At 59.3% G+C, this 21283-nt stretch carries 22 protein-coding genes; 11 read left to right on the forward strand and 11 right to left on the reverse strand.

The genetic code is table 11. The features are described from left to right. The first annotated feature begins 48 nt into the window (after positions 1 to 48). From ABWL43_RS09925 to ABWL43_RS09935, 3 genes are all read left to right on the forward strand, one after another. Positions 49 to 396, forward strand: a complete 348-nt coding sequence (locus tag ABWL43_RS09925) for a type III secretion protein (protein WP_404487540.1) — start codon at positions 49 to 51, stop codon at positions 394 to 396. 204 nt (positions 397 to 600) lie between these two features. Then, positions 601 to 936, forward strand: a complete 336-nt coding sequence (locus ABWL43_RS09930; protein WP_145163326.1) for a hypothetical protein — start codon at positions 601 to 603, stop codon at positions 934 to 936. Between the two features lies 1 nt (position 937). Continuing rightward, positions 938 to 1483: a type III secretion effector protein gene (locus ABWL43_RS09935; RefSeq protein ID WP_242227726.1), complete on the forward strand. Its 546-nt coding sequence runs from the start codon at positions 938 to 940 to the stop codon at positions 1481 to 1483. 26 nt (positions 1484 to 1509) lie between these two features. On the opposite strand, the gene ABWL43_RS09940 is transcribed toward ABWL43_RS09935, so the two are convergent. Then, positions 1510 to 2661 carry an MFS transporter gene (locus ABWL43_RS09940; RefSeq protein ID WP_145163328.1) on the reverse strand — a complete coding sequence of 384 codons (1152 nt, stop codon included), beginning with the start codon at positions 2659 to 2661 and terminating at the stop codon, positions 1510 to 1512. Between the two features lie 182 nt (positions 2662 to 2843). Between ABWL43_RS09940 and ABWL43_RS09945 the strand changes: the two genes are divergently transcribed. The 5 genes from ABWL43_RS09945 to ABWL43_RS09965 all read left to right on the forward strand — a co-directional run bounded on the left by ABWL43_RS09945 (position 2844) and on the right by ABWL43_RS09965 (position 9932). Then, positions 2844 to 3830: a diaminopimelate epimerase gene (locus tag ABWL43_RS09945; protein WP_404487541.1), complete on the forward strand. Its 987-nt coding sequence runs from the start codon at positions 2844 to 2846 to the stop codon at positions 3828 to 3830. A 301-nt stretch (positions 3831 to 4131) separates the two neighbouring features. Then, a complete protein-coding gene (locus tag ABWL43_RS09950; RefSeq protein WP_404487542.1) occupies positions 4132 to 6150 on the forward strand; it encodes a type VI secretion system tip protein VgrG in 2019 nt (672 codons plus the stop codon). Further along, positions 6150 to 6986, forward strand: a complete 837-nt coding sequence (locus ABWL43_RS09955) for a DUF4123 domain-containing protein (protein ID WP_404487543.1) — start codon at positions 6150 to 6152, stop codon at positions 6984 to 6986. The genes ABWL43_RS09950 and ABWL43_RS09955 overlap by 1 nt, the downstream gene beginning before the upstream one ends. Beyond that, positions 6979 to 7761, forward strand: a complete 783-nt coding sequence (locus ABWL43_RS09960; protein WP_145163334.1) for a hypothetical protein — start codon at positions 6979 to 6981, stop codon at positions 7759 to 7761. Before ABWL43_RS09955 ends, ABWL43_RS09960 begins: the two co-directional genes overlap by 8 nt. Before the next feature lie 14 nt (positions 7762 to 7775). Continuing rightward, complete coding sequence (locus ABWL43_RS09965; RefSeq protein WP_404487544.1) at positions 7776 to 9932, forward strand: lipase family protein; 2157 nt, start codon at positions 7776 to 7778, stop codon at positions 9930 to 9932. A 9-nt stretch (positions 9933 to 9941) separates the two neighbouring features. Here ABWL43_RS09965 and codA read toward each other — a convergent pair whose 3' ends face one another. From codA to ABWL43_RS10010, 9 genes are all read right to left on the reverse strand, one after another. Beyond that, a complete protein-coding gene (gene codA / locus ABWL43_RS09970) occupies positions 9942 to 11177 on the reverse strand; it encodes a cytosine deaminase (RefSeq protein WP_145163338.1) in 1236 nt (411 codons plus the stop codon). A gap of 27 nt (positions 11178 to 11204) precedes the next feature. Then, a complete protein-coding gene (locus ABWL43_RS09975; protein ID WP_404487545.1) occupies positions 11205 to 12422 on the reverse strand; it encodes a PucR family transcriptional regulator in 1218 nt (405 codons plus the stop codon). After that, on the reverse strand, positions 12419 to 13687 hold the full coding sequence (codB, locus tag ABWL43_RS09980; protein ID WP_145163342.1) for a cytosine permease: 1269 nt from the start codon (positions 13685 to 13687) through the stop codon (positions 12419 to 12421). Before codB ends, ABWL43_RS09975 begins: the two co-directional genes overlap by 4 nt. 385 nt (positions 13688 to 14072) lie before the next feature. Beyond that, positions 14073 to 14429, reverse strand: coding sequence for a 6-carboxytetrahydropterin synthase QueD (gene queD / locus ABWL43_RS09985; protein WP_003173033.1), 357 nt, complete (start codon positions 14427 to 14429; stop codon positions 14073 to 14075). Between the two features lie 63 nt (positions 14430 to 14492). After that, the gene (locus tag ABWL43_RS09990; protein ID WP_242201507.1) at positions 14493 to 14705 is read right to left on the reverse strand and encodes an AlpA family transcriptional regulator; all 213 of its coding nucleotides are present in this window, start codon (positions 14703 to 14705) and stop codon (positions 14493 to 14495) included. After that, positions 14702 to 14929 (reverse strand): hypothetical protein, encoded by a 228-nt coding sequence (locus ABWL43_RS09995; protein WP_242201506.1) that lies wholly within the window; start codon positions 14927 to 14929, stop codon positions 14702 to 14704. Before ABWL43_RS09995 ends, ABWL43_RS09990 begins: the two co-directional genes overlap by 4 nt. A 181-nt stretch (positions 14930 to 15110) precedes the next feature. Continuing rightward, complete coding sequence (locus ABWL43_RS10000) at positions 15111 to 16205, reverse strand: DNA-methyltransferase (RefSeq protein WP_404487546.1); 1095 nt, start codon at positions 16203 to 16205, stop codon at positions 15111 to 15113. A 49-nt stretch (positions 16206 to 16254) separates the two neighbouring features. Then, a complete protein-coding gene (locus tag ABWL43_RS10005; protein ID WP_242199511.1) occupies positions 16255 to 16503 on the reverse strand; it encodes a hypothetical protein in 249 nt (82 codons plus the stop codon). 845 nt (positions 16504 to 17348) lie between these two features. Then, entirely contained in the window at positions 17349 to 19379 is a 2031-nt protein-coding gene (locus tag ABWL43_RS10010; RefSeq protein WP_404487547.1) for a DNA cytosine methyltransferase, read from the reverse strand. Between the two features lie 79 nt (positions 19380 to 19458). On the opposite strand from ABWL43_RS10010, the gene ABWL43_RS10015 reads away from it, so the two are divergent. The 3 genes from ABWL43_RS10015 (at position 19459) to ABWL43_RS10025 (ending at position 20883) form a co-directional block, all read left to right on the forward strand. Then, on the forward strand, positions 19459 to 19644 hold the full coding sequence (locus tag ABWL43_RS10015; RefSeq protein WP_404487548.1) for a hypothetical protein: 186 nt from the start codon (positions 19459 to 19461) through the stop codon (positions 19642 to 19644). A gap of 73 nt (positions 19645 to 19717) precedes the next feature. Continuing rightward, complete coding sequence (locus tag ABWL43_RS10020; protein ID WP_404487549.1) at positions 19718 to 20326, forward strand: hypothetical protein; 609 nt, start codon at positions 19718 to 19720, stop codon at positions 20324 to 20326. A 134-nt stretch (positions 20327 to 20460) separates the two neighbouring features. Then, positions 20461 to 20883, forward strand: a complete 423-nt coding sequence (locus ABWL43_RS10025) for a hypothetical protein (protein WP_404487550.1) — start codon at positions 20461 to 20463, stop codon at positions 20881 to 20883. A 34-nt stretch (positions 20884 to 20917) separates the two neighbouring features. On the opposite strand, the gene ABWL43_RS10030 is transcribed toward ABWL43_RS10025, so the two are convergent. After that, positions 20918 to 21283, reverse strand: a complete 366-nt coding sequence (locus tag ABWL43_RS10030; RefSeq protein ID WP_404487551.1) for a hypothetical protein — start codon at positions 21281 to 21283, stop codon at positions 20918 to 20920.

Consider the following 21283-nt stretch of genomic DNA (forward strand, 5'->3'; position numbering starts at 1 on the left):
CGTTGAATGGGCCCAACGGCTTGGCGCACTCGGTGGTCTTTTCAGAACATGAATCAGGGCCTGGATATGACTTCAACTTCGTTTCAACCCTGCCCAAGGGGTGGTCTCGACACCTTCGCCAAGGGCGCCGACGTTGAGCGCTCAACATCAGTGGCAGGGCAAGAGCTGCCGAATGACGTTCTGCCTGCGGCCCCGCCGAACGGGTACGCGGCAGAAGTGCAGCGCATGAAAGTGTTCGCGGGGCAGTGCAAGTTCCGGGCACCGGTCGCCGATGATTTCGCCCGCGGCATGCTTGCGCCTGGGGAGGCGAGCCGCAACGAAAGCAAATGGTCGGGCGCCTGGGCTGTGTTGATCAATGGCCTGAAAACTGTCTGGCGCGGGAGAACGTCGGGTTGACCCAACGCCTCAGAGTTTTTACATGCTGTTATTGGTATTCAGCCGCTGCCCGGAACTATCGTGCCCAACTCGCCACACATCGGTTGCTTGCTCCTACGCAATTAACCCACTGATCCGGAACACCTCGGTGTTGAATTTCAGGCAAGCGCAGATCAGCAAAAGGTCGGGAGATGACGTATGACAATTGAGGGTGCATTACCGCGCATGCTGCCAACGGCCATGGGCGGCCCGCAGGTTCGCTGGCCTTCGCCGCCGCCTGTGGCACAGCCGTTTTGCGAGGATCAGTCTGTTGCGCAAGACCTGCCGCCGCCGCGGCGGCACGGCTTGCGCGCAACCTTGCCGTCGTTGCGGCACCAGGCGCTGCAGAACGCGCCAGCGGCTCGCGCAGACACCACACTTCCGGGCCCGAGCTTCACCGACAGGCAACTGGCGCTCGAGTTGCGAAAGAACTTTGACGTGTTTGAAAACTACAGCGAGGGGGGCTGTGTGACGCCGTCTTCGCTGCGCCAATTTGCAGCCGAAAAGCGTGAGGGTGAATGACGTGCGCGACCGCATGATCCTGGTGGTCAGGGAAATTCTCAAGCGCCCGCTGCTGAGCGACGCGATCATCGATTGCGACGGCTATATCACCCGCGACAGCCTGGAAGCCGCGTGCGCATTGCGCGGCAACAGTTCACCCAACGCCTTCAGCCAGGACCCTTTCCATGGCCAGGGCAATGCCAGCGTCGTGCAGGCGCTGCAAGGTCACTTCAAACAGTTGAGGGACACGCTCAAGGACCGCACCGTGTTCTTTGAAACCTTTGAGTACGTGGATATTTCGCTGCTCAAAGTGGTGATGAATGACCCCGATGACAGCGACTCACTGGGCAGGCCGATTCTTGAACCCACCACCGGATTGCCCAGAAAGAAATACAGTGAACACTGTGTGTACACGGCAAAAAACATCATCGAGCGCCCAGGTTTATTGCGCGCGTTGCAGCGCGCCAGTAACCAGCGCTTGTTTGGCCGCTCCAGGCACGAGGGCTGGCTGTGCAACAAAAGCCTGGAGCGCTGGCTGGAACAGCACCAGATGCACAAGGCCCGGTAGCGTCCAGGCCGTGTGCGGCAGGCAATTCACACCTTGAGAATTTTGCCGCTGATGGCCACGCCGGCCAGCAACATCGCGACCAGCACAAAGGCGATGCTCAAGCTGCTGCCGTGGGCGATAAAGCCGATCATGGCCGGGCCGGCAAGAATGCCGGCATAGCCCAGGGTCGTAATGGCCGGTACCGCGATGTGTTCCGGCATGACTTTTTGCTTGCCGACGGCGGTGTACAGCACCGGCACGATGTTCGAGCAACCAGCGCCCACCAATGCATACCCCAGCAGCGCGGTTTCCCAGGCCGGGAAAAGCGTGGCGAGCAGCATGCCGGCGGTGGCCAGCGAGCCGCCGATGATAATCACACGGGTGGCGCCCAGCCGGCGCACAATGGCATCGCCGGTCAAGCGTCCCGCGGTCATGGTCAAGGCAAATGCCGCATAGCCGAGGCCGGCATAAGCCTCATCCAGGCCGCGCTCGGCGCTGAGGAACACGGCACTCCAATCCAGCACCGCGCCTTCAGCCAAAAATACGATGAAACACAGGCAGCCAATAAACAGCACCACCCCGTGAGGCACTGCAAACGCCGGGCCCGAGCTTTCGCTGCCGTAGGGCAACAGATGTGGCCCGGCCTTGAGCAGCGCCACCGCCATGATCACGATCACCACCAGGGTTGCCTGCAACGGCGACAGGCCCAGGCCGAGCAACCCGGAGACCCCCGCCGCGCCGACGATGCCGCCAAGGCTGAACAAACCGTGAAAGCCCGACATCATGGTTTTGCCGCTGGCGCGCTCAACGATGACGGCTTGCAGGTTGACCGTCGAATCCACGGTGCCCAGGCCGGCGCCAAACAGAAACAGCCCGGCCATCAGCAGCGGGATCGAGCTGACCGTCGCGAGCATCGGCAGGGCCAGGCAGATCATGATCGTGCCGCCCGTCAGCACGCGTCGGCAGCCGTAACGTGAGGCCAGCGCACCGGCCACCGGCATGGCGATGATCGAACCCACTCCCAGGCACAACAGCAGCAGACCCAGCGTGCCCTCGTTGAGTTGCGCGCGTGCCTTGGCATACGGCACCAGCGGCGCCCAGGCGGCGATGCCGAAGCCGGCGATGAAAAAAGCGATACGGGTCGACATTTGTTCCAGTCGCCCGGGAACCACGGGCGCTGGAGTGGGAATGGCAGTCATGAAAAATCCTTGGTTTTGCGTTCAGCGAACGATGTCCGGCGCGACATCCTTGCATATCAGGCGCTCTCGAGCGAGCCGGGTTCCCTGCGGATGACCCGGTCGACAGTTCTGTAATACGCTGCCGCCCACTGTGCAGGCAATTGGACGGACAAGCCGATGAAGATTTTCACGCGGGTGGCAAAATGACCCAGTTCTACGACGCGCGGGGCAATATCTATGCGGTGGTCAGCCCGGCCTATCTGCGCAGCCGCGGTGTTGATGTGCCCGAGCGTGCTGACTTGGCGGCGCACACTCGCAAAGACTGGGCAACGTCGGCAATCACTTCCGAGTGCGGCTGGGGCGCGTTGCCCCGACCCGCCAATGCAAAGGCGCACCGTTGCGATGGTTTGCTGGTCGGGCCGTTTCAATCCGCGCCGCCGTTCGACCTGCTGATCGTCAATACGGATGGCTCCCTCGCCGAACGCAGCGGCAACGGTCTGACTATTTTTGCGCAGGCGTTGGCCGATCAGGGCTTGATGGTTCAGGCGTGTGAATTGCGCGTGCACCATGACCAGCCGGCCACGGCGTCGCCTGTTGCAACCCGCGTTGAGCCGGCGTTGTACGAAGAGGTGGCAGGTTTCTGGCTGGCATTGGGGCTACCAATGTTCGGCCCCGACGCAGTGGCTGCTACGGGTGTTGATGCGGTTGCGGTCAGGGAGCGTGAGTTCAGTCACGTGGCCGCGCTGGCTGCAGTCAACCCGCAATGGGCCTGCAGTCAGTTTGTACGTGTGGGCAACCCTCATTGCGTGACGCTCGTCGAGCATGCCAGCGCGTTACCCGACAATCAGTCGATGCAACAGCCGGAACTGTTCGGGTTGTTGCAGGCGATTGCCTTCGCACCGCCGCTTGGGCGTGGTCAACCGTGTCGTGCCGGAATCAATCTGCAATGGGCTGCCCGATCTTCGGACAATCACGTGATCGCGCGGGTGTTTGAGCGGGGAGAAGGGCCCACCGCGTCCTCGGGGACCAGCGCCAGTGCCGTGGCGTGCGCGGCATGGCGAGCAGGTTGGGTCACGGACGGCGTAGTGGCCGTGGTCATGCCAGGTGGCACAGCGCCCGTACGGTTGCAGAGCCAGGGTGAAACAGTGCTGAGCGTCAGTCTATTCGGGACTGCAAGGGCTCAAACCTGATCGTGATAGAGCAGCTGATGGCGTGGGTGAGTGTCAGCTGTTTCTTTATTAGTTAGTTATGCTTGTAAAGTTAGTGTGGGAATTTTCTTGTTGTCTGTAGTTGCGTTATTAATGCGCTGTCATGTTTCGTAAAAGACACTTCCGACCCCTATGTACGAAACTTCTTTTTTGTTTTTGAACGGCCGCATTTCGCCTGAAATCGCTAAGCTTCACTGCGTTAAGGCGCTTTTTCCCAGCCGTTCGATCAACATCCGACGGGAGAAAGCCTTTCAGTCAACGCTTTGATGATGGGTAACTACGGATGGTGAGTGCGTTAATGTCGTCACGTTTCAAATTGATACTTCCAGAGATTGCCAACGAGTTTCAAGTGCTCGCGTTTAAAGGCAATGAAGTCATTGATCAGCCTTATTTCATTCAACTGCAGCTCGTCAGTGAAAACGCCTCGCTGGACCTTGAGGCACTGCTCCATCAGCCTGCCTATCTTGACTTCGGCGCGGCGGACGCAGGACTGCACGGGCAAATCCACGCCATCGGCCGCGATGATCCGGGCGCGCGGCTGACCCGTTATCACCTCACCCTGGCTCCCCGGCTGGCATGCCTGGCCCACCGGCGTGACCAGCGTATTTTCCAGCAGCGCAGCGTGCCGCAGATCATCGCTGCGGTGCTTGAGCATCACGGCATCCTTGCCGACGCCTATTGCTTCGAACTCGGCCCGGTGGTCTATCCGCCACGCACGTTCTGCGTGCAGTACGCCGAAACCGACCTGCACTTCATTCAGCGCCTGTGTGAAGAGGAGGGCATTCACTACCATTTTCGCCACAGCACCAACAATCACGTGCTGGTGTTTGGTGACGACCAGACGGTGTTTCGGCGCTTGCCTGTGCAGCGCTATTGTCCGGTGCGTGACCACGTCGACGAATCGGGGATGATCCAGGGTTTCGAGGTGCGCCTGGAAACCCGCACTCGGCATACGGCTCGTCGCGATCATGATTTCGAGCACCCGTTGTTGCGCCTGCACGACACGGCAGGCACTGCCTCGGCGCAACCTTTGGAGGATTATCGCTACCCTGGCGGCTTCCGTGACCGTGCACGGGGCAAACAATTGGCGCGTCGTAGCCTGGAACGCCATCAAAGCGACCGTCATCACGCGCTGGGCCGCAGTGATCAAGCTGCCTTGAGCTGCGGCCATTTCCTCGAACTGCGCGATCACCCCGATCCGGCCTGCAACGACCTTTGGTTGATCACGTCAGTGCGTCATGAGGGTTATCAACCGCAGGTACTTGAGGAAGCGGTGGTTGAGACGGACGTATTTCAGGGCTACCGCAACCGGTTCACCGCAACACCTTGGCGCGCGCCTTATCGGCCGCGTCTGAAGCACCCGAAGCCGACCATCAATGGCAGCCAGACCGCCACGGTGACAGGGCCGGCGGGCGAGGAGGTGTACTGCGATGCCTATGGCCGGGTGAAGGTACGGTTTCATTGGGATCGCCTGGAAAACACTGATGACAAAAGCAGCTGCTGGGTACGGGTAGCGTCCGGTTGGGCGGGGGATGGCTTTGGCGCAATGATGATTCCGCGCGTGGGCATGGAGGTGCTGGTGACCTTCCTGGAGGGCGACCCCGACCGGCCATTGATCAACGGCTGCCTGCCCAATGCGCTGCACATGCCGACCTATCCTTTGCCGCAGCACGGTACCCGCAGTGTCTTGCGCAGCCGCAGTTCGCCAGGCGGCGGTGGAGCCAACGAACTGCACCTTGAAGATCGCCGTGGCGAGGAGCTCATCTACCTGCGCGCCCAGCGTGATCTGGAGCAGCGAGTGGGTCACGACAGCCGCTTGGAGGTCGTCGGAGAGCGCCACGAAATCATCCGGGGACTGAGCACGGCTCACCTGCAAAGCGGCGAGCGTCGTCATATCGGGGGTGATCGCAATGTCGAGCTCAAAGCGCATGATCACCTGGACGTGCAAGGCGACAGTCAGACACGGGTAGGGCGTTTGCTGGTCATTGAAGCCGGGCAACAGATCCATCTCAAGGCAGGCGCCAGCCTGGTCATCGATGCGGGCGCGCAACTGAGCCTCAGGGCCGGGGGCGAGTATGTGCTGGTTCAGGCCGGCGGTATTTTCACCAGCAAACCCATTACCGTTGGCGGCTCGCCACCCCCGAATTCATCCGCGAGCGCCTTTTCAGCAACAGCCAGGCCGAAAATGGCGGTCGCACAAGGCGTCGTCATGGGGTTGGCCCGGCAGTTGGGGGCTGATTTTTGTCCTGTGTGCGAGCAATGCCGCGAAGGCCAGTGCGACATCAAGCGGAGGGCTGCTTGATGCAGAGCATGCCTGGCCGCTGGATGGCCCAACAGCAACAGGCGGGCCGCCGACTGTGTCTGATTCTTGACGGCAACCATGATGCACGCCAGCCGCTGCTGGCGGCCCGTCATCTGTCGCAGTATTGCAGTCTTTACGGTGAGAGCGCCGTGGCCGAACTGGCAGCGGTTGGTCCGGTGATTCTGCTATTGGAGCAGGCAAGTGAGCCCGCGCTGTTCGACCTGCTGCAGCATCCGCAGGCCGACTGGGGTTGGTTGGCAAGCCTGCCCGACGACGACCTGGCCGGTGTGGTCCGACATTGGCGCGAGCGCATGCTGGTAGGGCTTGAGGGTGGCCAGGCGTTGTATCGCTTTCACGACAACCGAACCCTGGCTCGCGTGTTGGCTCATCTGCCGAGTGAGCACTGGCCAGTGTTCCTCGGCCCGCTGATCAGCGTGTGCTACTGGCACGAGGGCCAGTGGCACCACATCGATAATCCGGCCCCCGGTGAGTATCCGGTGCCAGTTGCGGCACCCTGGCTCAACACCCCCAACCCCCATACGGCGGCCATCCTGCACGCCAATGTCCTGCGCTACCTGCTGACCGAGCACAGCGAAGACCTCGCCGCGCTGGTTGAATTCCAGGACCCTCGAATCTGGTTATCCCAGGTATTGGAACAGGCCCGTGCGTGGCAATGGCGTGAGCCGCAACAGCTTGAATTCCTGGTAGTGCGCAGGTTGGAAGAGGCAACGCGTACCTGCGTGATTCAGTGGCCGCCACTGCACGCAGAAACGCCTGGAGACCACTTCGAACGAGTGTCCGCGCAGTGGCGCAGGTTGGGAGGCAAGCATGAATAAGCGCCTGCGTGGTGCATTGGTCGGGCTTGGTGCGGTGTGGCTTTCGGGGTGTGCGGTGGGGCCGGTCAATCACTTTACGTTGGAGGTGGATTTGCCTGCGGAGTTTCGGTTTACGGGGGCGGCTAACTACGGTCCTGCGCGGGACCAGTTGTGCACCTTGCCGCAACGTCGAGGCAAGAGGCCAGAGCGGAAGATCTTTATTGCTGATTACAAACCAGTGGTCGAACGAGTGAGCTATGACCTGCCGCTGACTGAAACCATTGAGGGATGCCCATCGGTGTTGAAGAGCGTGGAGTTCGACATTTATGCGAAATGGGGCGAGCGCGACGCAGATGTCGGTGGAGATTCAGCCGCTATCTATTTCGCAGATCCTGTCGAATCTGAGCTCGTAGCAGGGATGCCTGACTCAGGTGTGCAGGAGCTGGCCGGTCAATGCAGGTGGTTTTTTCGCACGGTAGGGCCCTTGCATGCAATCAGGAAAATTCTGGAGTGCAAAGCGTTGGACGCAGGAGGGCAGCGGCAGAAAGTGCGAGCGGGCGGTGTCGTGCAACGCGAGCTGTTACCTGGAAAAAAACTCAGGCTGGTACTGGCGCTTACGGATCAGGAAGAACCGGCTTTTGACCGGCGGTGGGTAGCTGTACCGGGAGGTTGGAAACGCTGCAGGGGGAAAAGCTTTGATGATCAGCAGGGCGCTTGCGAGCCCAATAACACGGACTTCAAACCTATAAAGATGCCGGATGGACGCACCTGTGATGTCTATCCCACGTGTGATTGACAAGGAGTCGAGTCATGAATCAAGAAGCGCGGAAGCAAGCTTTTTTCAGCAGCAACATGCCTGCGTGTGCATTGAAAGGGCATTGGGCAAGCTTTTGTCTGGTTGATGAAACGGGCAGCGGGAAGGCTTACGGCGGGCTTGCTTACACTGTCTATGACAGTACAGGTCACTCGTACAATGGCAGGCTGACCGGGGAGGGGTTTGCCAAGCTACAAGGGTTTTACTGCGGTCCCGTCGTGCTTATTCTGGAAGGGCTGTACGCTGGAAATGAGCAGCCGTATTTTGAATTGAGTACGCGCAAGACTTACAGATTACCCATCACCGAACTCCAGGTTCGGGCCGAACAAACCCGCTTTTGCACTGCTGACGGCCAGCGTATAGAGGCAAATCCTGCACAGCGCAAAGCGGACCGGTTTTATCAGGTAGAGGTGCGCGACCTGGTCCGGCATGTTGCTCACTTGCCGCCGTTGGCGCCCCGTACTTACCCACCACAACGCCATGCGTTAAGAATGATGGCTGAGTTGGGCTTCGGTCCGCCTCAGCCGACTTTGTCAGGCGTGGTGTTGTTCCCCAACCTGCATACGGTGCTGGAAGTACGACCTTTGCGAGCCCTGCGCCCGATGCTATCCACAGAGGATCGTTTCTGTGCCTTGAACCTCTACCAGTTGGCGTTGATGGCTACCTTGAGTTACTGCGATTTTGGCCAGCAGCCTCCAACGAATCCGGTGGATAAAGTCAGCTTTCCTCTGGATCCCGGCGTAGGGAATCTGTTCGTCGAAAAGCTTTCGGCCTATCAGGAAGCCTGGAATTTAGATCGCGAGCAGGTGCAGCGCTTTTATCCGCTCTATGAGGAAGTCCCATACTCCCAGCGTTTTGAGATTGTGCCCTTCGACCCTGACTTGTACCCACAGAACCGCTCTGAGCTTGGAGCAAAACAGCAGCATCCTGCTCGGGTGCATTTTTTTAACGATGAGCAGTTCGGAACGGACACTCAAGCGTTCATCACTCATCACGCTGAGGTCATCCTGATCGCTGTGCGAGGCACCGCCAGCGGCGCCGATGCACTGCGAGACGCGGACGCCCACCAAGTGCCGTTTTCTGACGGCGTGGGCAGAGCCCATAAGGGCTTCTACCAGGCGTATCGGGCGATGCGCGATTTTATTTTGCGATACCTCGAGCAGTTTCACAGCGGCCAACGCATCGTAATCTGCGGCCACAGCCTCGGCGGCGCCATCGCCTTGCTCCTGGCAGAAGGATTGCGACGAATCCCCGACACTCGCTACAACATTCTCCTCTACACCTATGGCGCACCCCGCGCCGCCGACGCCGAGTTCACTGAAGGCGCGTCAGCCCTGGTCCACCATCGCATCGTCAACCACAACGACCCGGTGCCCAGCGTGCCGGCCACATGGATGAACACCACCGCAAAACTCTGGGTTCCAGGCGCAGTGGCATTGTTCAGCGCACCCGGTCCGGGCGGGCTTCTGTTTGCCGCCGGCCTGGTGCGTGTGGGTGGCAATCCCTATCAGCATCACGGTGAACAGCAGCACTTCATGCCGATCAAGCTGGCCGATGGCACGCATTCTTCGGTGTTATGGAAGCCCGGTTGCGAGTCCATCCTGCAGGCCGGTTGTAACCGTGCCTTGCAGCTTCAAGGCGATATGCCCAGCCGCGCCAACGTGCTGAAACAACTGTTTCAGGCCAGCCAGCACTTCATGACGGCCAGCTACATCCCTGCGGCGTGGGCCACGTTGCGTCGCTGGCAACAAACCGTGGATAGCCAAGGGCCTCTGGTCACGCACAGAGAGTTTGAGTTGCTCGACCATGCGCTTGAGAGCATGACCGCGCAGTTACGCGACAAGAACCCTGAGCTTGACCGTCGCCGCCCCACAAACCAGCGTGGCTATGGGCACGAACATAGCCAGGCGTTGAACGCAGAAATTGACCGGTTGCGCACCAGTCGCCAACGGTTGGAGTCTCTGCGCTGGCGGCGCCTGGACGCGCGCGACGTGTATGGCAGTCACGCCAATCGCGCGCACCTGCAACCCAGCCTGAAGCGTTGGTTCAGCCACCGTGAAAACCGTGAGCTGGCGCAAGTTGCCAGTATTCCTGCGCCGATTCATGACGGTTCAGGCAAGGTGCATCCGCTCGACCTCGACTCCATTGTGTAGCCACACCGTTTACAAAAACTCCACCTGCGCCGGTTGCCGTTTCATCAGCACTTTGCCATTGCGGATTGAGTACAGCGGCAGGCCCTGGCTGCGAATAACTTCGTAGTCGCTGTTTGCCGACAAGATCAGCAAGTTGGCCGGGCGCCCGGGCTCCAGGCCATAACGCTCGCCCAGGGCCATGGCCTTGGCGCTGTTGTCGGTGACCAGGTCCAGGGCACTTTGCAGATTGCGGTAGCCGAGCATATGGCAAATGTGCAAACCGGCTTCCAGGACCCGCAGGATGTTGCCGTTGCCCAGGGGGTACCAGGGGTCGACGATCGAATCCTGGCCAAAGCACACGTTCATGCCGGCTTCGAGCAGTTCGTTGACGCGGGTCACGCCGCGGCGTTTCGGGAAGCTGTCGAAGCGGCCTTGCAGGTGAATGCTTTCGGTGGGGCAGGACACGAAGCTGATGCCTGAGTGCCCCAGCAGGCGAAACAGTTTGGCGCAATACGCATTGTCATAGGAGCCCATGGCCGTGGTGTGGCTGGCGGTAACGCGTGCACCCATGTCGCGGCTGCGGGCTTCTTCGGCCAGCACTTCGAGAAAGCGCGAGTGTGGGTCATCGGTTTCGTCGCAGTGCACGTCCACCAGGCAACCCGTGCGTTCGGCCAGGTCCATGAGGAATTTCACCGAGCTCACGCCTTGGTCGCGGGTGTATTCAAAGTGGGGAATGCCGCCGACCACGTCGGCGCCCAGGCGAATGGCTTCCTCCATCAACTCGCGGCCATTGCGGTAGGACTCGATGCCTTCCTGGGGGAAGGCGACGATTTGCAGGTCGATCAGGTGCGAGCTGTCTTCGCGCACCTCAAGCATGGCTTTGAGTGCCGTGAGCTCGGGGTCAGTGACGTCGACGTGGGTGCGGACATGCTGAATGCCGTGGGCGGCCAGGGTCTGGATGGTTTTCTTGGCGCGAGTCTTGGTGTCTTCCTGGGTGATCGTGGCTTTACGCTCGCCCCAGCACTCGATGCCTTCGAACAGCGTGCCGCTCATGTTCCAGCGCGGTTCACCAGCCGTAAGGGTGGCGTCGAGGTGAATGTGCGGTTCAACAAAAGGCGGTATGACCAGGTTGCCGGCGGCGTCCAAATCGCCGGCCCCTAAAGCAGGTGCCTCGGTTTGCGAAGTGATGCTGGCGATCCGGCCGTGTTCCAGGTGCAGATCATGCAGGCCTTCACGGTTGCGCAGGCGGGCGTTGATGATATGCATGGGCAAGTTCCTCTTGGCTAAAGACAATCAGGCAGTCAGCCGCCAGATCATCAGGGCAATTCCGATGTCCAGGCGGTCATATGAGTTGCCCAGCGTCAGCCCGCTCAGGGCTTCGATACGCTGGACGCGGTGCGTCACTGTGTTGCGGTGCAGTGCCAGGCGCTGCGCGGCGGCCACAAGGTTACCATTCTCGTGAAACCAAGCTTCCAGGGTCGGCATCAGGCAGGGGCCATGGTGGCGGTCGTGGCGCAACAACGGGCCCAGGCGTTCATTGAGAAACTGGTCGAGCAGGGCGCGATCACGCACGCCACTGAGCAGTTTCAACACGCCCAGTTCGTCATACACACAAAGCCCGGCGCGGTCGCTGAAACGCCGCGCCGCCGCCAATGCCTGGCGTGCTTCATCCTGCGCCTGAGCCAGGCGCGCGGGTGGGTGTGCCGCGGCGCTGAGGCCGATAAACACTTTCAAAGGGGCCAGCCGCAGGTTCAAGGGGTTAAGCCAGGCAGCCAATTGTTGGCGATTGGCCAACGCTTGCACGGCATCGGTGGCCGGCAGCAGCAATGTCCAGTGCCCAGCCCTGCCCACTATCGGCAACGCTGCATGATGCTGCGCCGAGAACTGGCGCAATCGACGGGCGATACCGTCGTGCTGCCGGGCCAACTGCGCTTCTGCCTGCGCAGTATCACCCTGGGCAAATAATGCCTCGCCACCCTCCAGTTGCAACTGGACAATCTGCCAATGCCCGGCCAGCGACATGCCCAGTTGCGCGGCCCGATGCAGTAACACCTCAAGGGACTGATAATCACCGGCGAGCAAGCGTTCCAGCACGTCGTGTCGAGAGCGGCCCAGTTGCTCGGACTGGATCAGCGCCGAACCAATCGCTTGGGTCACCAGCACCATTTTCAGCGAGTAAGGCTGCTCGATCAGCGGCATGCCGGCCGTTTCGGCGGCGTCCAACAGGCGCTGGGGGATCGCCTGGATATAGGCCGGCCCTGTGAGGATCACCAGGCCGGCAACCTGACGCTGGCACGCTTCCTCCAGCAAACGCAGGAGGTTGGGTTCATCGCGTGGGTGATTGATGCCGGTGACGAACACCAGTTCGCCGCCCAGCACCCACTCGGCAATCCCGCTGTTTTCCGCGACATACGGCCAGCGCACCGCGTTATCCAGGCCGCTGTCACCTGCGCGCAGGCGCATCGATTCAAGGCCGGGCAGGGCCAGTACATCGGCAACGGTAAGGCTCATGCCGGGGCATCAGCCAGCGGGGCACGCACACGCAGCACGGCGGTCAGCACGATGTAGGTCAGCGACGCGGCGACAATCCCCACCAGTGGCGCCACCCAGGGCGAATGGAACGCCAGCACCGTGCCCACCGCGTACGCCACCAGCCCAGGCCAATTGAATGCCGGCAGGCGCGTCTCGGCCAGACGCGGGTACTGGCCACGATAGCGGTAAAAGAAGTCTGCCATTATCACGCCGCCAATCGGTGGGATCACCGTGCCCAGCAAAATCAGGTAGGGCACCAGCATGTCGTACATGCCGAGCAGCGCCAGCAGGGTGCCGATGACCGCCCCGGCCAGGGTTACGGTCTTGCGGCGGCGGGTCCGCAGCAAGTTGCAGCCGGCGACGGCAAAGTTGTAAATGGTGTTGTCCTGAGTGCTCCAGATATTGAGCAGCAACATGGCCATGGCCGCCATGGCGAAGCCTTGCAGCAACAACACTTCCACCACGTCTGGCTGTTGGTAGACGATGGCGCCATAGGCCCCGATCAGGACCATCAAACCATTGCCGATAAAAAACCCGATCAGGCTGGCCAGCACCGCGACCTTGGCCGAACGGGAAAACCGCGTCCAGTTGGTGGCCTGGGTCGCGCCGCTGACAAAGGTGCCGAACACCAGCGTGATCGCGGTGGACAAATCCAGCTCGCCCGTCGGCACGACTGCCAGCAGGCCGTCCAGCCCGCCGACTTTTACCGTGGCGACCCACATCGACAGAAACAGCAAGATGCCCATGGCCGGCACCGCGATATAGGACAGCACCTCCAGCCCGCGATATCCCACGTACGCCGTGGCGCAGAACACCATGCCGAACAGCACCATCAGGCCCAATACGCTGCCCTGGCTCAGCTCGAAATACTTGCCCAACACCACGGCGGCGGTGGCCGTGCCCCAGGCGTACCAGCCGATCTGGGTGAAGCCGAGGATCAAGTCGCTGAGCTTGCTGCCGACCTCGCCAAAGCAGAAGCGGCCCATCAACACTGAATTCAAGCCACTCTTGAACGCGATGTAACCCAGGCCCGCGGCGTAAATGCCCAGCAACAGGTTACCCAGGGCCACAACGCCAAGCATGTCGGTAAAACTGAAGGCTACGCCCAGCTTGCCGCCGGCAAACATGGTCGCGGTGAAAAACGTGAACCCCAGCAGCACCATGGCGGTGGACGCCAGGCCCTTGCGCGCATGCATCGGCACTTCGCTGAGGGGGTAATCGTTGCCTGGTTCTTGCTGAGTCATGGCCCTGCTCCCTGAATGAGTGACGCAGGCCTGTTGCACCGCGCGTGCCAAATCGGCAGAAGTGACAGGCGCACGGAAGATGCTGTGCACCGTGCACAGTATTTATAGCCATATTGCGGAGAATCGCAGGGAACAGTGGTCTTTGTGCCCAGTCAGGCACGAAAGCGGTGCAGCGGTGATACAAATTGGATCAGCATCTTGCGCCGTGGCTTGGTCGTGGACACGCGGCGCGAGCCATGCGCTATGGCGCGACGGTTTCCAAGCTCGCAAGCCCGTGTGTGCGGCCAATCTCGAACCGCGTAGCACAGCCCTTCGGCATCGGCCGGGGACGGCGGCTGGCGCATAAAAAAACCACCGCAAGGGTGGTTTTTTTCACCGTGTCGGCTTACTCGCCGCGGTAGATGCAGCCACTGGTGCAGGTCTCGTGGATGCGAATCGCGCTGAGTTCCGGCAGCAAAGGTTTGAGCTCATTCCAGATCCATTTGGCCAGCACCTCGCTGGTTGGGTTTTCCAGGCCTGGGATGTCATTGAGGTAGTTGTGGTCGAGGCGTTCATAGAGCGGCTTGAAAATCGCCTTGATCTCCGAGAAGTCGCGAATCCAGCCGGTATGCGGATCGAGGTCGCCGCTCAGGTGGATCGCCACCTTGAACGAATGCCCATGCAGGCGCCCGCATTTATGGCCGTCCGGTACGTGGGGCAGGCGGTGGGCGGACTCGAAGGTAAACTCTTTGAAGATTTCCACGGTGTGACCTGTAGGGCTTGTGTTGCGTGGCTTTTGGAGTATTGCCAGTAACTGGTGTACTGATCAATGTACTGATTGGTCGTTGCTGGGCGTTGTTGAGGTCATCCATTCAGCAATTGCCGACTGGCGCCAAGCGACCGAATTTGGGCCTATTCTAACCTGTTTTGGGAATGTGCCCTCCCTGATCCGCCGATAAACTGTATTCCGGCCCAGGCCCGTGGTGTAAAGCACCTCGTCGAGGCGCAGGAAACGATCGATGTTTTCAGCTCTGCTCATGACTCTCTCCGTGCGCCCGTACCGGGCCGCGCTGTCTTGATGATGTGGATGACAATGCCGAAAGTGATCAGCAGCCAGATGCAGGTGCCTACAAAGGCACCGAGGATATCTGCCGTCTCGCCATCCATGAGCAGGCAGGGGCCAATCCAAAAGAACCAACAGGCCGTGGCCGACACGTAGAGCAGAACGCCCAGCATCAGCAGGGTGAGTTTTATTGCGAACATGGTTTGTCCTTGCCGCGCTGAACGGCTGTCGGATTTTTTGGTAGTGATTTTTATTTGGGAGTATCTTTGCCCCGCTCACTCAGAAGGGAACGCTCTTTACCAGCCCACGGATGGCGAGGCTGAACCTCCTGAGTGAGCACCTCGCCCGCCGCTCACCGGCAGGCATGTAGGGGGATTGGGGTTAGGCTGCTGGGTGTTGCGCGGTGTCGCGAAAGACATCCATCTGTGCCGCGCCGTCGAGCCAGGCTGCTGCGATCCGGCGTTCAGCCATTGCGGCATATTCCGGGTTCAGTTCGCACAGGATCGATTTGCGACCTTCCTGCATGGCGACCACCGCCGTAGTGCCGGCACCGCCAAAAGGGTCAAGCACGACGCCACCGAGTGGCGCGCCAGCTAGGACGCAAGGCCTGATCAGGTCCGGGGGGAAGGTCGCGAAGTGCGCACCCTTAAAACCTTGCGTCGGCACCGTCCACACACTGCGCTTGTTTCGAGTGTCCAAGGGCCAGGCACTTTCCTCTCGATCTGGCCGGTGCGTTCCCAGCGACTGCCCAGGGATGGGCTGCTCTCGCTTTGATTCATCGCGCTTGAAACTATCCCGCTTGCTACGCACAGCTTTCATTGGCCCATTCGCTTTTCCGGGCACGCGATCACTCCCGCGCTGTTGCTCGAGATCCTGCGCCATTCGCACTATAGAGCTGAGCGCTGCAGGTTCCTTGATCGCATCCTGGTCGTAGTAATAACGTGGTGACTTGCTCAGGAGAAACAGGTACTCATGCGACTTTGTGCACCGGTCCTTGGTGGATTCAGGCATGGGGTTCGGTTTATGCCAGATGATGTCCTGACGCAGGTACCAGCCATCATCTTGAAGGGCGAAGGCGAGTCGCCAGGGCACGCCCATCAGGTCTTTTTGCTTCAGACCCGTCGGTGGAGCTCGGCGCTTGCCGCGTAATACCGCACCGCGCGTAGCCTGAGAGACCATGTCGTGTTTGCCAGCGGAACCACCAGGTGCGTAACCCCCGGCGATTGATGCATACGTATCGCCCATGTTTACCCATAGCGTTCCGTCATTACGCAAAACCCTGCGCACTTCGCGAAAGACCTCCACCAGACGCGCGATAAATTCAGCAGGAGTTTCTTCCAGGCCGATCTGCCCGGCCATGCCGTAGTCCCGAAGACCGAAGTAGGGCGGCGATGTAACACAGGTGTGTATTGACTGGTCCTGCAGCGTGCGCATCGACTCAATGCAGTCGCCGATCAAAACGCGATGCTGTTTCATGGCCTTGGCCCCTTGTAGATGAAGACGTAGGCGAACCAGAGGGTGGCGATCATGGCGTCACCTCGTCAGGTTTGTATTTGGTGAGCCGCCATTTGGTGTTGTTGCTCTGGCCGTGGTCCGACTCGACCAAGCCTTCGCGCTTCATCAGCTCCAGTTCGCGGCGGACCTGCTTGGTGGTGAATGGCTCGATGTGGAACCGAAACCACCAGGTGCAGAACCAGCTATCGCGGGATCCGCCGGCGCCGCTCATGTACGTGGTGATGCGCTGACGCAGGCTTGATTCACTTTCTTCAGGCATGACTTTGTCCTTGCCGCTATAGCGGCTGACTGTGAAGGGAAGGGGTTAATTAATGACCATTGGTCGGATGTGCGGAACCTTCGGCGCCACACGTATCTATCCACCGGCATTGGTGTAATCTTGAGCGACACACATCTAATGAGGCCGGACCATGCGTACCCGCGGTCAGATCTACTGGAATTGGGCCGGTCCTGAATTGCATTGCCGCAATCACGATGAGCGACTTCCATCTGGCATCTTGCTGAACATCCAAGTCCGACTGTCAAAGACCAATCAGACCCAGTTATTCGTTGGTATTTACGGACAGACTGGAATGATGATTTTTGAAGATAGTTTTCTTGATCGCCCTGGGCAGACGATGTCCCAGGCTCTGGTCTGGGGCTTGGATTTTGCTCGCGAGAGAGTTTCGCAGTCCGTACCCAACCTTGCTTCTCCCCCAAAAGAGCGACGTCAAAGGTCGTTCTAGCTTCGAATTCAACCGCTTATCAACTGATGTGAATCTTTCGAGCGACTGACTTGTCACTCTTTTGGATCCAAAATGAATCAGATTCGTTATGAGTCCCACTTGGATGAGCCTCTGAGGAAAGCGGGATGGAAGACGTTCGATTCAAATACCACGAGTTGCTCGTAGAACTCGATGCTGCCACTAGCAAAATGATGATGTTGGTGTCGGCTGGGCAGATGACCGGGCCTGAGTGGCTGGAGTCTGCTCAGAAGCATCATTACGCCTATGAAGCGTGGAGACATTTCCTCAGGGCTGTTCCAGCAGCTTCGGACAGTCGCCATTAGTCAGCAGGTGCTCTCCTGAAATATGCAGGTTTCGCGAGAGGAGTACGGATGTACTCCTATGCTGCTTCAGATTGTCTCTCGGCGGCGCGCCATGGATCGTTGGCCAGTGCCAGCGCGGCCATCGGCGGCGGGCTGACGCTGTTGCCACACATGTGCACCTGCTGAGTTTTGGTGAACGGCTTACCATCGGCACCGTGGCTGATGATGTAGTCGGCGGGAAAGCCCTGTGCCTTGTACAGCTCGGACGGCTTCAGCATCCGCAGGCAGATGTCGACGATCACATAGGGCGTTCCCTTGACCATCACGGTGACTATGGCCAAGCGGTCCTTGGTGGTTATCGTCGGCGCCGGCGAGTCGCATGCGCTGATGTTCTCGGTGCCGTAGTAGCTGATCAGGAAGGCGGCGACGCGAAGGGCACCGGCTTCGTGCTCAGGCGATAACGTGAACGACACCAGCGAGCTCTTGCCACCGCCGCCGGCTGTGATGGTCGGCGCCAGCTCTTCCAGGCCCTGGCCAATGCTGCCGCCGAATGCCCGCTCCATGAATGCGCTGACCAACCCGTGGTGCTGGCCGCCGGCGCTGATGGTGTGCAACGGGTCGTTCACGTCCCGCGCATCGCAGTTGCCGCGCATGTGCACAAGGTTTGCCACGGCCAGCTGCTGCTGGCTGCCGGTGTTGGTCACCGTGGTCATGGGTTCGTGCATGCCCTTGGCGTGCGCGGTATTTAATCCACCGTTGGCTTGGATCATCACCGCCGCGCTGACGGCTTGGCCGCCGCCGCTTGCAGTGATAGTGCCGACCGGGCCGCAGATGTCGTTCACCCCATGGGAGCGGCGTTTGTTTGTGCCAGAGCCTTCCCCGTGCCCGGCCTGGACGATGCAGGCGGAAGCCAGCGCGCGGTGATTCTGCGTCATCAGCGTGCCCACCGGCTTGCCCGAATACTCCGGGCCACCGGCCCCAACCATCAGTGGGCTGATCAGCGTCAGCTCGCCGCGGTTCGCGCAGGTCACTGTCGGCAGCGGTTCGAGTGGGTCGTTGATTCGGTCGCCGCTCTGGTGCGTTGCCGGTGCGATGATTGGGCTCACCACGCTGAAAGCGCCTCCCTTTGGGTAGGAGGTGATTGTGCGCAGCGGCTCATCGGCTGACTGCACTGCCTCGCCGGACCAGTTGGCAATCGGCACAATGAACGGCGACGCGCTGTCGATGACAAACTTCTTCATGCCCTTGGCAACTCGGCGCAGCGTGGCCGGAGCCAGGTCTTTCTTGCGGCCGAAGATGCTTTTGCCCAGGTCGGTGAAGTCGATGCAGTCGGCGGCTGTTTTCCACTTCTGCTGGCCTTTGGCAGGGTTCTTGGCGTGGGTCGGCTCCGGCCACACGATTGGCTGGCCGTCGCACCGGGCGATCATAAACAGGCGTTCTCGGCTGGTCGGCGCGCCGAAGTCGCACGCCTTGATCACCTTCCATTCAATGACATAGCCCATGCCTTCCAGCAGGGCGACGAATCGGCGCCAGGTGCGTCCCCGTTTCTTTGGATCGGGTACCAAGTACTGATGCTGAACTGGTACGCGCTCGCCAGGCAAGGCAACTGTCCCGTCGAGCTTCACTACGCGGCCAGTGATTTTGCAGCGCTTGGAGATTAACGGACCCCATTGCAGAATCTGCTTCACGTTTTCCAGGCTGATGACGCGTGGGCGTTTCTTGCCACCCCATTTCAAGCCGATCCACGACAGGCTGCGGATCTCACGTTTCCGCGGCTGGCCGGCTGAGGCCTGGGTAAAGTGCGTGCAGTCCGGTGACATGTGGAACCAGCCGACAGGCTTGCCGCCGCACTCGGTGTCAGGGTCACCCTCGAACACGTCGGTGGTGAAGTGCTGTGCGCCTGGGTGGTTCATGGTGTGCATGCTGATTGCTTGCGGGCTGTGGTTCTTCGCCACGTTCACCGTGCGGCCCAGGCCCATTTCCAAACCGGTACCGGCGCCGCCACCACCACAGAAGAAGTCGACAACGATCTCGTCGTCCTGAGGGTTGAAGCCGAGTCCGTATTGGGTTTTGAAATCGAAGGGGTGTTTCTTCTGTTGTGCGGACATAGGGGATCCTCGCCAGCTGGCGTGAAGTGGATTTGTGGGCTATTGGTATCTGCGTAGCTCAACCTGGCAGGAGGCCGACATGAGACTGCAAAGCGATATCGATGCACTCGCAGCAATCGAGGAAGACGCTTTAATGATGCTCAAGTGGATTGGCCTTCCGGACGACCAGCAGAAACTGGATATCGTCATTTGCTTGCGGCAGATCGTTGATCTGGCGACTTATCAAAAGGAGATCAGCGAGCAGCCGGAGACATTGGCGCGATAGCGCGTAACTGGCGTGATTCGTTGATATGGGGTATTACGGATGACCGGCATTTAGCCAGAAATTAGGGAAGGTTATGGCATTTGATATCACTGTTTTTCAAAGCAGTCTTTTAAGTTTGGCTGCTATTAAAAGATATCTTGAGGACGCATTGAGACCGATCAAATCCATTAGAAGAGTTGATGCGGTTGACTCGCTCGCGGCTTTGATTTTAATTAATGTTCATTCCTTCAACCAAGAGTGGAAACGGTTCGAAAGCTTTGCTAAGGACAATCCGGACGTCAGAAAAACACTGAAAACAGCCGCTCCACTGGTCAGACGTATCCGATCATGGCGAGGAATTGGACGGCTTCGATCTGGGGCGCTGGCTCATGAACCGTTCAGTAAGGAAGATCAGTCCCTAGTCGATATTGCAGCTCTATTTGGCCCGGGAAAGGCACCAACTGAGTTATGGGAACAAATAATTTTGGGCGAATGTGCGGTTTACGCGATTGCGATTGCTTTGACGCGGCATGATTTAGATCGAAAATCTGCTGTTACCAAAATTTATAAGGACGGCCCTCACATACTTCAGAGGGCGGGGATTGAAAGTGAAGCTGAGTTTGAAAGAGATATTGGAATTTTAAGGCGTTCAATACTGCAAGAGGATCCATCGCTTATCGTAATGTTCCAGCCAGACGAATAGAACTTTAAAATTGCTATAGGCTTTTAATTTACTCAGCCCCATATACCGCCTCTCTCCGTTACCGATGGTGGCAATTTGGTTTGGGTTGGGGTATTACGGGTGACCGGCATGGAGCCGGATCAAGGAGAAGCTCAGTGGAAAGAAACGAAGCTGTTCTCATCATCCGCAACCTGGCCGAAAGCCTTAGGGCACAGCCAAATCAGTTTCTTATCAATATCGAAGCTAATGTAAAGGGTGCGGTTTTCAGCAGCTACGGTGGAAGCGGTGCTGTATTCAACACCACCGGAGGTGGGCCCGGCTCTAACACGACAGGACTCAATAGCAGCGCAAGAGTTAGTGGCGGCGATTTCGACTTGATCTCAGATGCCAGTAATGCAGCTAAGGACCAGCGGATGAAAGACTTGGCCCAGGCGCTCGCCGAGCTTGCTGGGCAGTTGGAATCTGAAAAGCCCGATAATGGGGTAGTAGACAAAATAGTCGGCTCGCTCAAGGAGAGCTGGATTCCTCCACTGGTCAGCACTGTCGTCACCACCGTTGTTGGCCTCTTGCTGAAATAGTGCGGCTTTTTCAATACGCACCAACTTGCCCGATTTAATTTGGTCGTTCGACTTCGTCTTCATGCTCAGGCGGGTCGTCTGCGAGCGAATTCAAGCCGGCAGCCTCTATTAGTCGCGACACCTTTTCACTGACTACAAAAGGTGTCGTGACACACTTGAGCATCTGCGCCGCCGTTTCGAAGTCGGCGGCGATTACGTTGCGCAGCAGGTTCTGGTGCACCTCCTGCTGATTATTGAATCCGTGCTGCCTCATCAGGCGCTTGATGTCTTTCTTGAAGACGCCAGCCACCTCAACCGTAAACTTCTCGACGCCCAATGCAGCGTCCTTCGTTGCTGCCTTCTCGCGTTTGCGGCGCTGTTTCAGCGCTTCCGCCGTTGGCTGCTGCTCTTCCTCGGCCAT

This window comes from Pseudomonas sp. HT11 (genome assembly GCF_044875395.1).
Classification (GTDB): domain Bacteria; phylum Pseudomonadota; class Gammaproteobacteria; order Pseudomonadales; family Pseudomonadaceae; genus Aquipseudomonas.

What these genes read in the sequence shown, in the direction of transcription:
- codB (WP_145163342.1), bottom strand. Translation starts at nt 13,687, where the DNA reads ATGACTCAGCAAGAACCAGGCAACGATTACCCCCTCAGCGAAGTGCCG.
- ABWL43_RS09940 (WP_145163328.1), bottom strand. Translation starts at nt 2,661, where the DNA reads ATGACTGCCATTCCCACTCCAGCGCCCGTGGTTCCCGGGCGACTGGAA.
- codA (WP_145163338.1), bottom strand. Translation starts at nt 11,177, where the DNA reads ATGCATATCATCAACGCCCGCCTGCGCAACCGTGAAGGCCTGCATGAT.
- ABWL43_RS09975 (WP_404487545.1), bottom strand. Translation starts at nt 12,422, where the DNA reads ATGAGCCTTACCGTTGCCGATGTACTGGCCCTGCCCGGCCTTGAATCG.
- ABWL43_RS09995 (WP_242201506.1), bottom strand. Translation starts at nt 14,929, where the DNA reads ATGTTCGCAATAAAACTCACCCTGCTGATGCTGGGCGTTCTGCTCTAC.
- ABWL43_RS10030 (WP_404487551.1), bottom strand. Translation starts at nt 21,283, where the DNA reads ATGGCCGAGGAAGAGCAGCAGCCAACGGCGGAAGCGCTGAAACAGCGC.
- ABWL43_RS10020 (WP_404487549.1), top strand. Translation starts at nt 19,718, where the DNA reads ATGGCATTTGATATCACTGTTTTTCAAAGCAGTCTTTTAAGTTTGGCT.
- ABWL43_RS09945 (WP_404487541.1), top strand. Translation starts at nt 2,844, where the DNA reads ATGACCCAGTTCTACGACGCGCGGGGCAATATCTATGCGGTGGTCAGC.
- ABWL43_RS10015 (WP_404487548.1), top strand. Translation starts at nt 19,459, where the DNA reads ATGAGACTGCAAAGCGATATCGATGCACTCGCAGCAATCGAGGAAGAC.
- ABWL43_RS09965 (WP_404487544.1), top strand. Translation starts at nt 7,776, where the DNA reads ATGAATCAAGAAGCGCGGAAGCAAGCTTTTTTCAGCAGCAACATGCCT.
- ABWL43_RS10000 (WP_404487546.1), bottom strand. Translation starts at nt 16,205, where the DNA reads ATGAAACAGCATCGCGTTTTGATCGGCGACTGCATTGAGTCGATGCGC.
- ABWL43_RS09950 (WP_404487542.1), top strand. Translation starts at nt 4,132, where the DNA reads ATGGTGAGTGCGTTAATGTCGTCACGTTTCAAATTGATACTTCCAGAG.
- ABWL43_RS09930 (WP_145163326.1), top strand. Translation starts at nt 601, where the DNA reads ATGCTGCCAACGGCCATGGGCGGCCCGCAGGTTCGCTGGCCTTCGCCG.
- ABWL43_RS10010 (WP_404487547.1), bottom strand. Translation starts at nt 19,379, where the DNA reads ATGTCCGCACAACAGAAGAAACACCCCTTCGATTTCAAAACCCAATAC.
- ABWL43_RS09955 (WP_404487543.1), top strand. Translation starts at nt 6,150, where the DNA reads ATGCAGAGCATGCCTGGCCGCTGGATGGCCCAACAGCAACAGGCGGGC.
- ABWL43_RS10005 (WP_242199511.1), bottom strand. Translation starts at nt 16,503, where the DNA reads ATGCCTGAAGAAAGTGAATCAAGCCTGCGTCAGCGCATCACCACGTAC.
- ABWL43_RS09925 (WP_404487540.1), top strand. Translation starts at nt 49, where the DNA reads ATGAATCAGGGCCTGGATATGACTTCAACTTCGTTTCAACCCTGCCCA.
- ABWL43_RS09990 (WP_242201507.1), bottom strand. Translation starts at nt 14,705, where the DNA reads ATGAGCAGAGCTGAAAACATCGATCGTTTCCTGCGCCTCGACGAGGTG.
- ABWL43_RS09960 (WP_145163334.1), top strand. Translation starts at nt 6,979, where the DNA reads ATGAATAAGCGCCTGCGTGGTGCATTGGTCGGGCTTGGTGCGGTGTGG.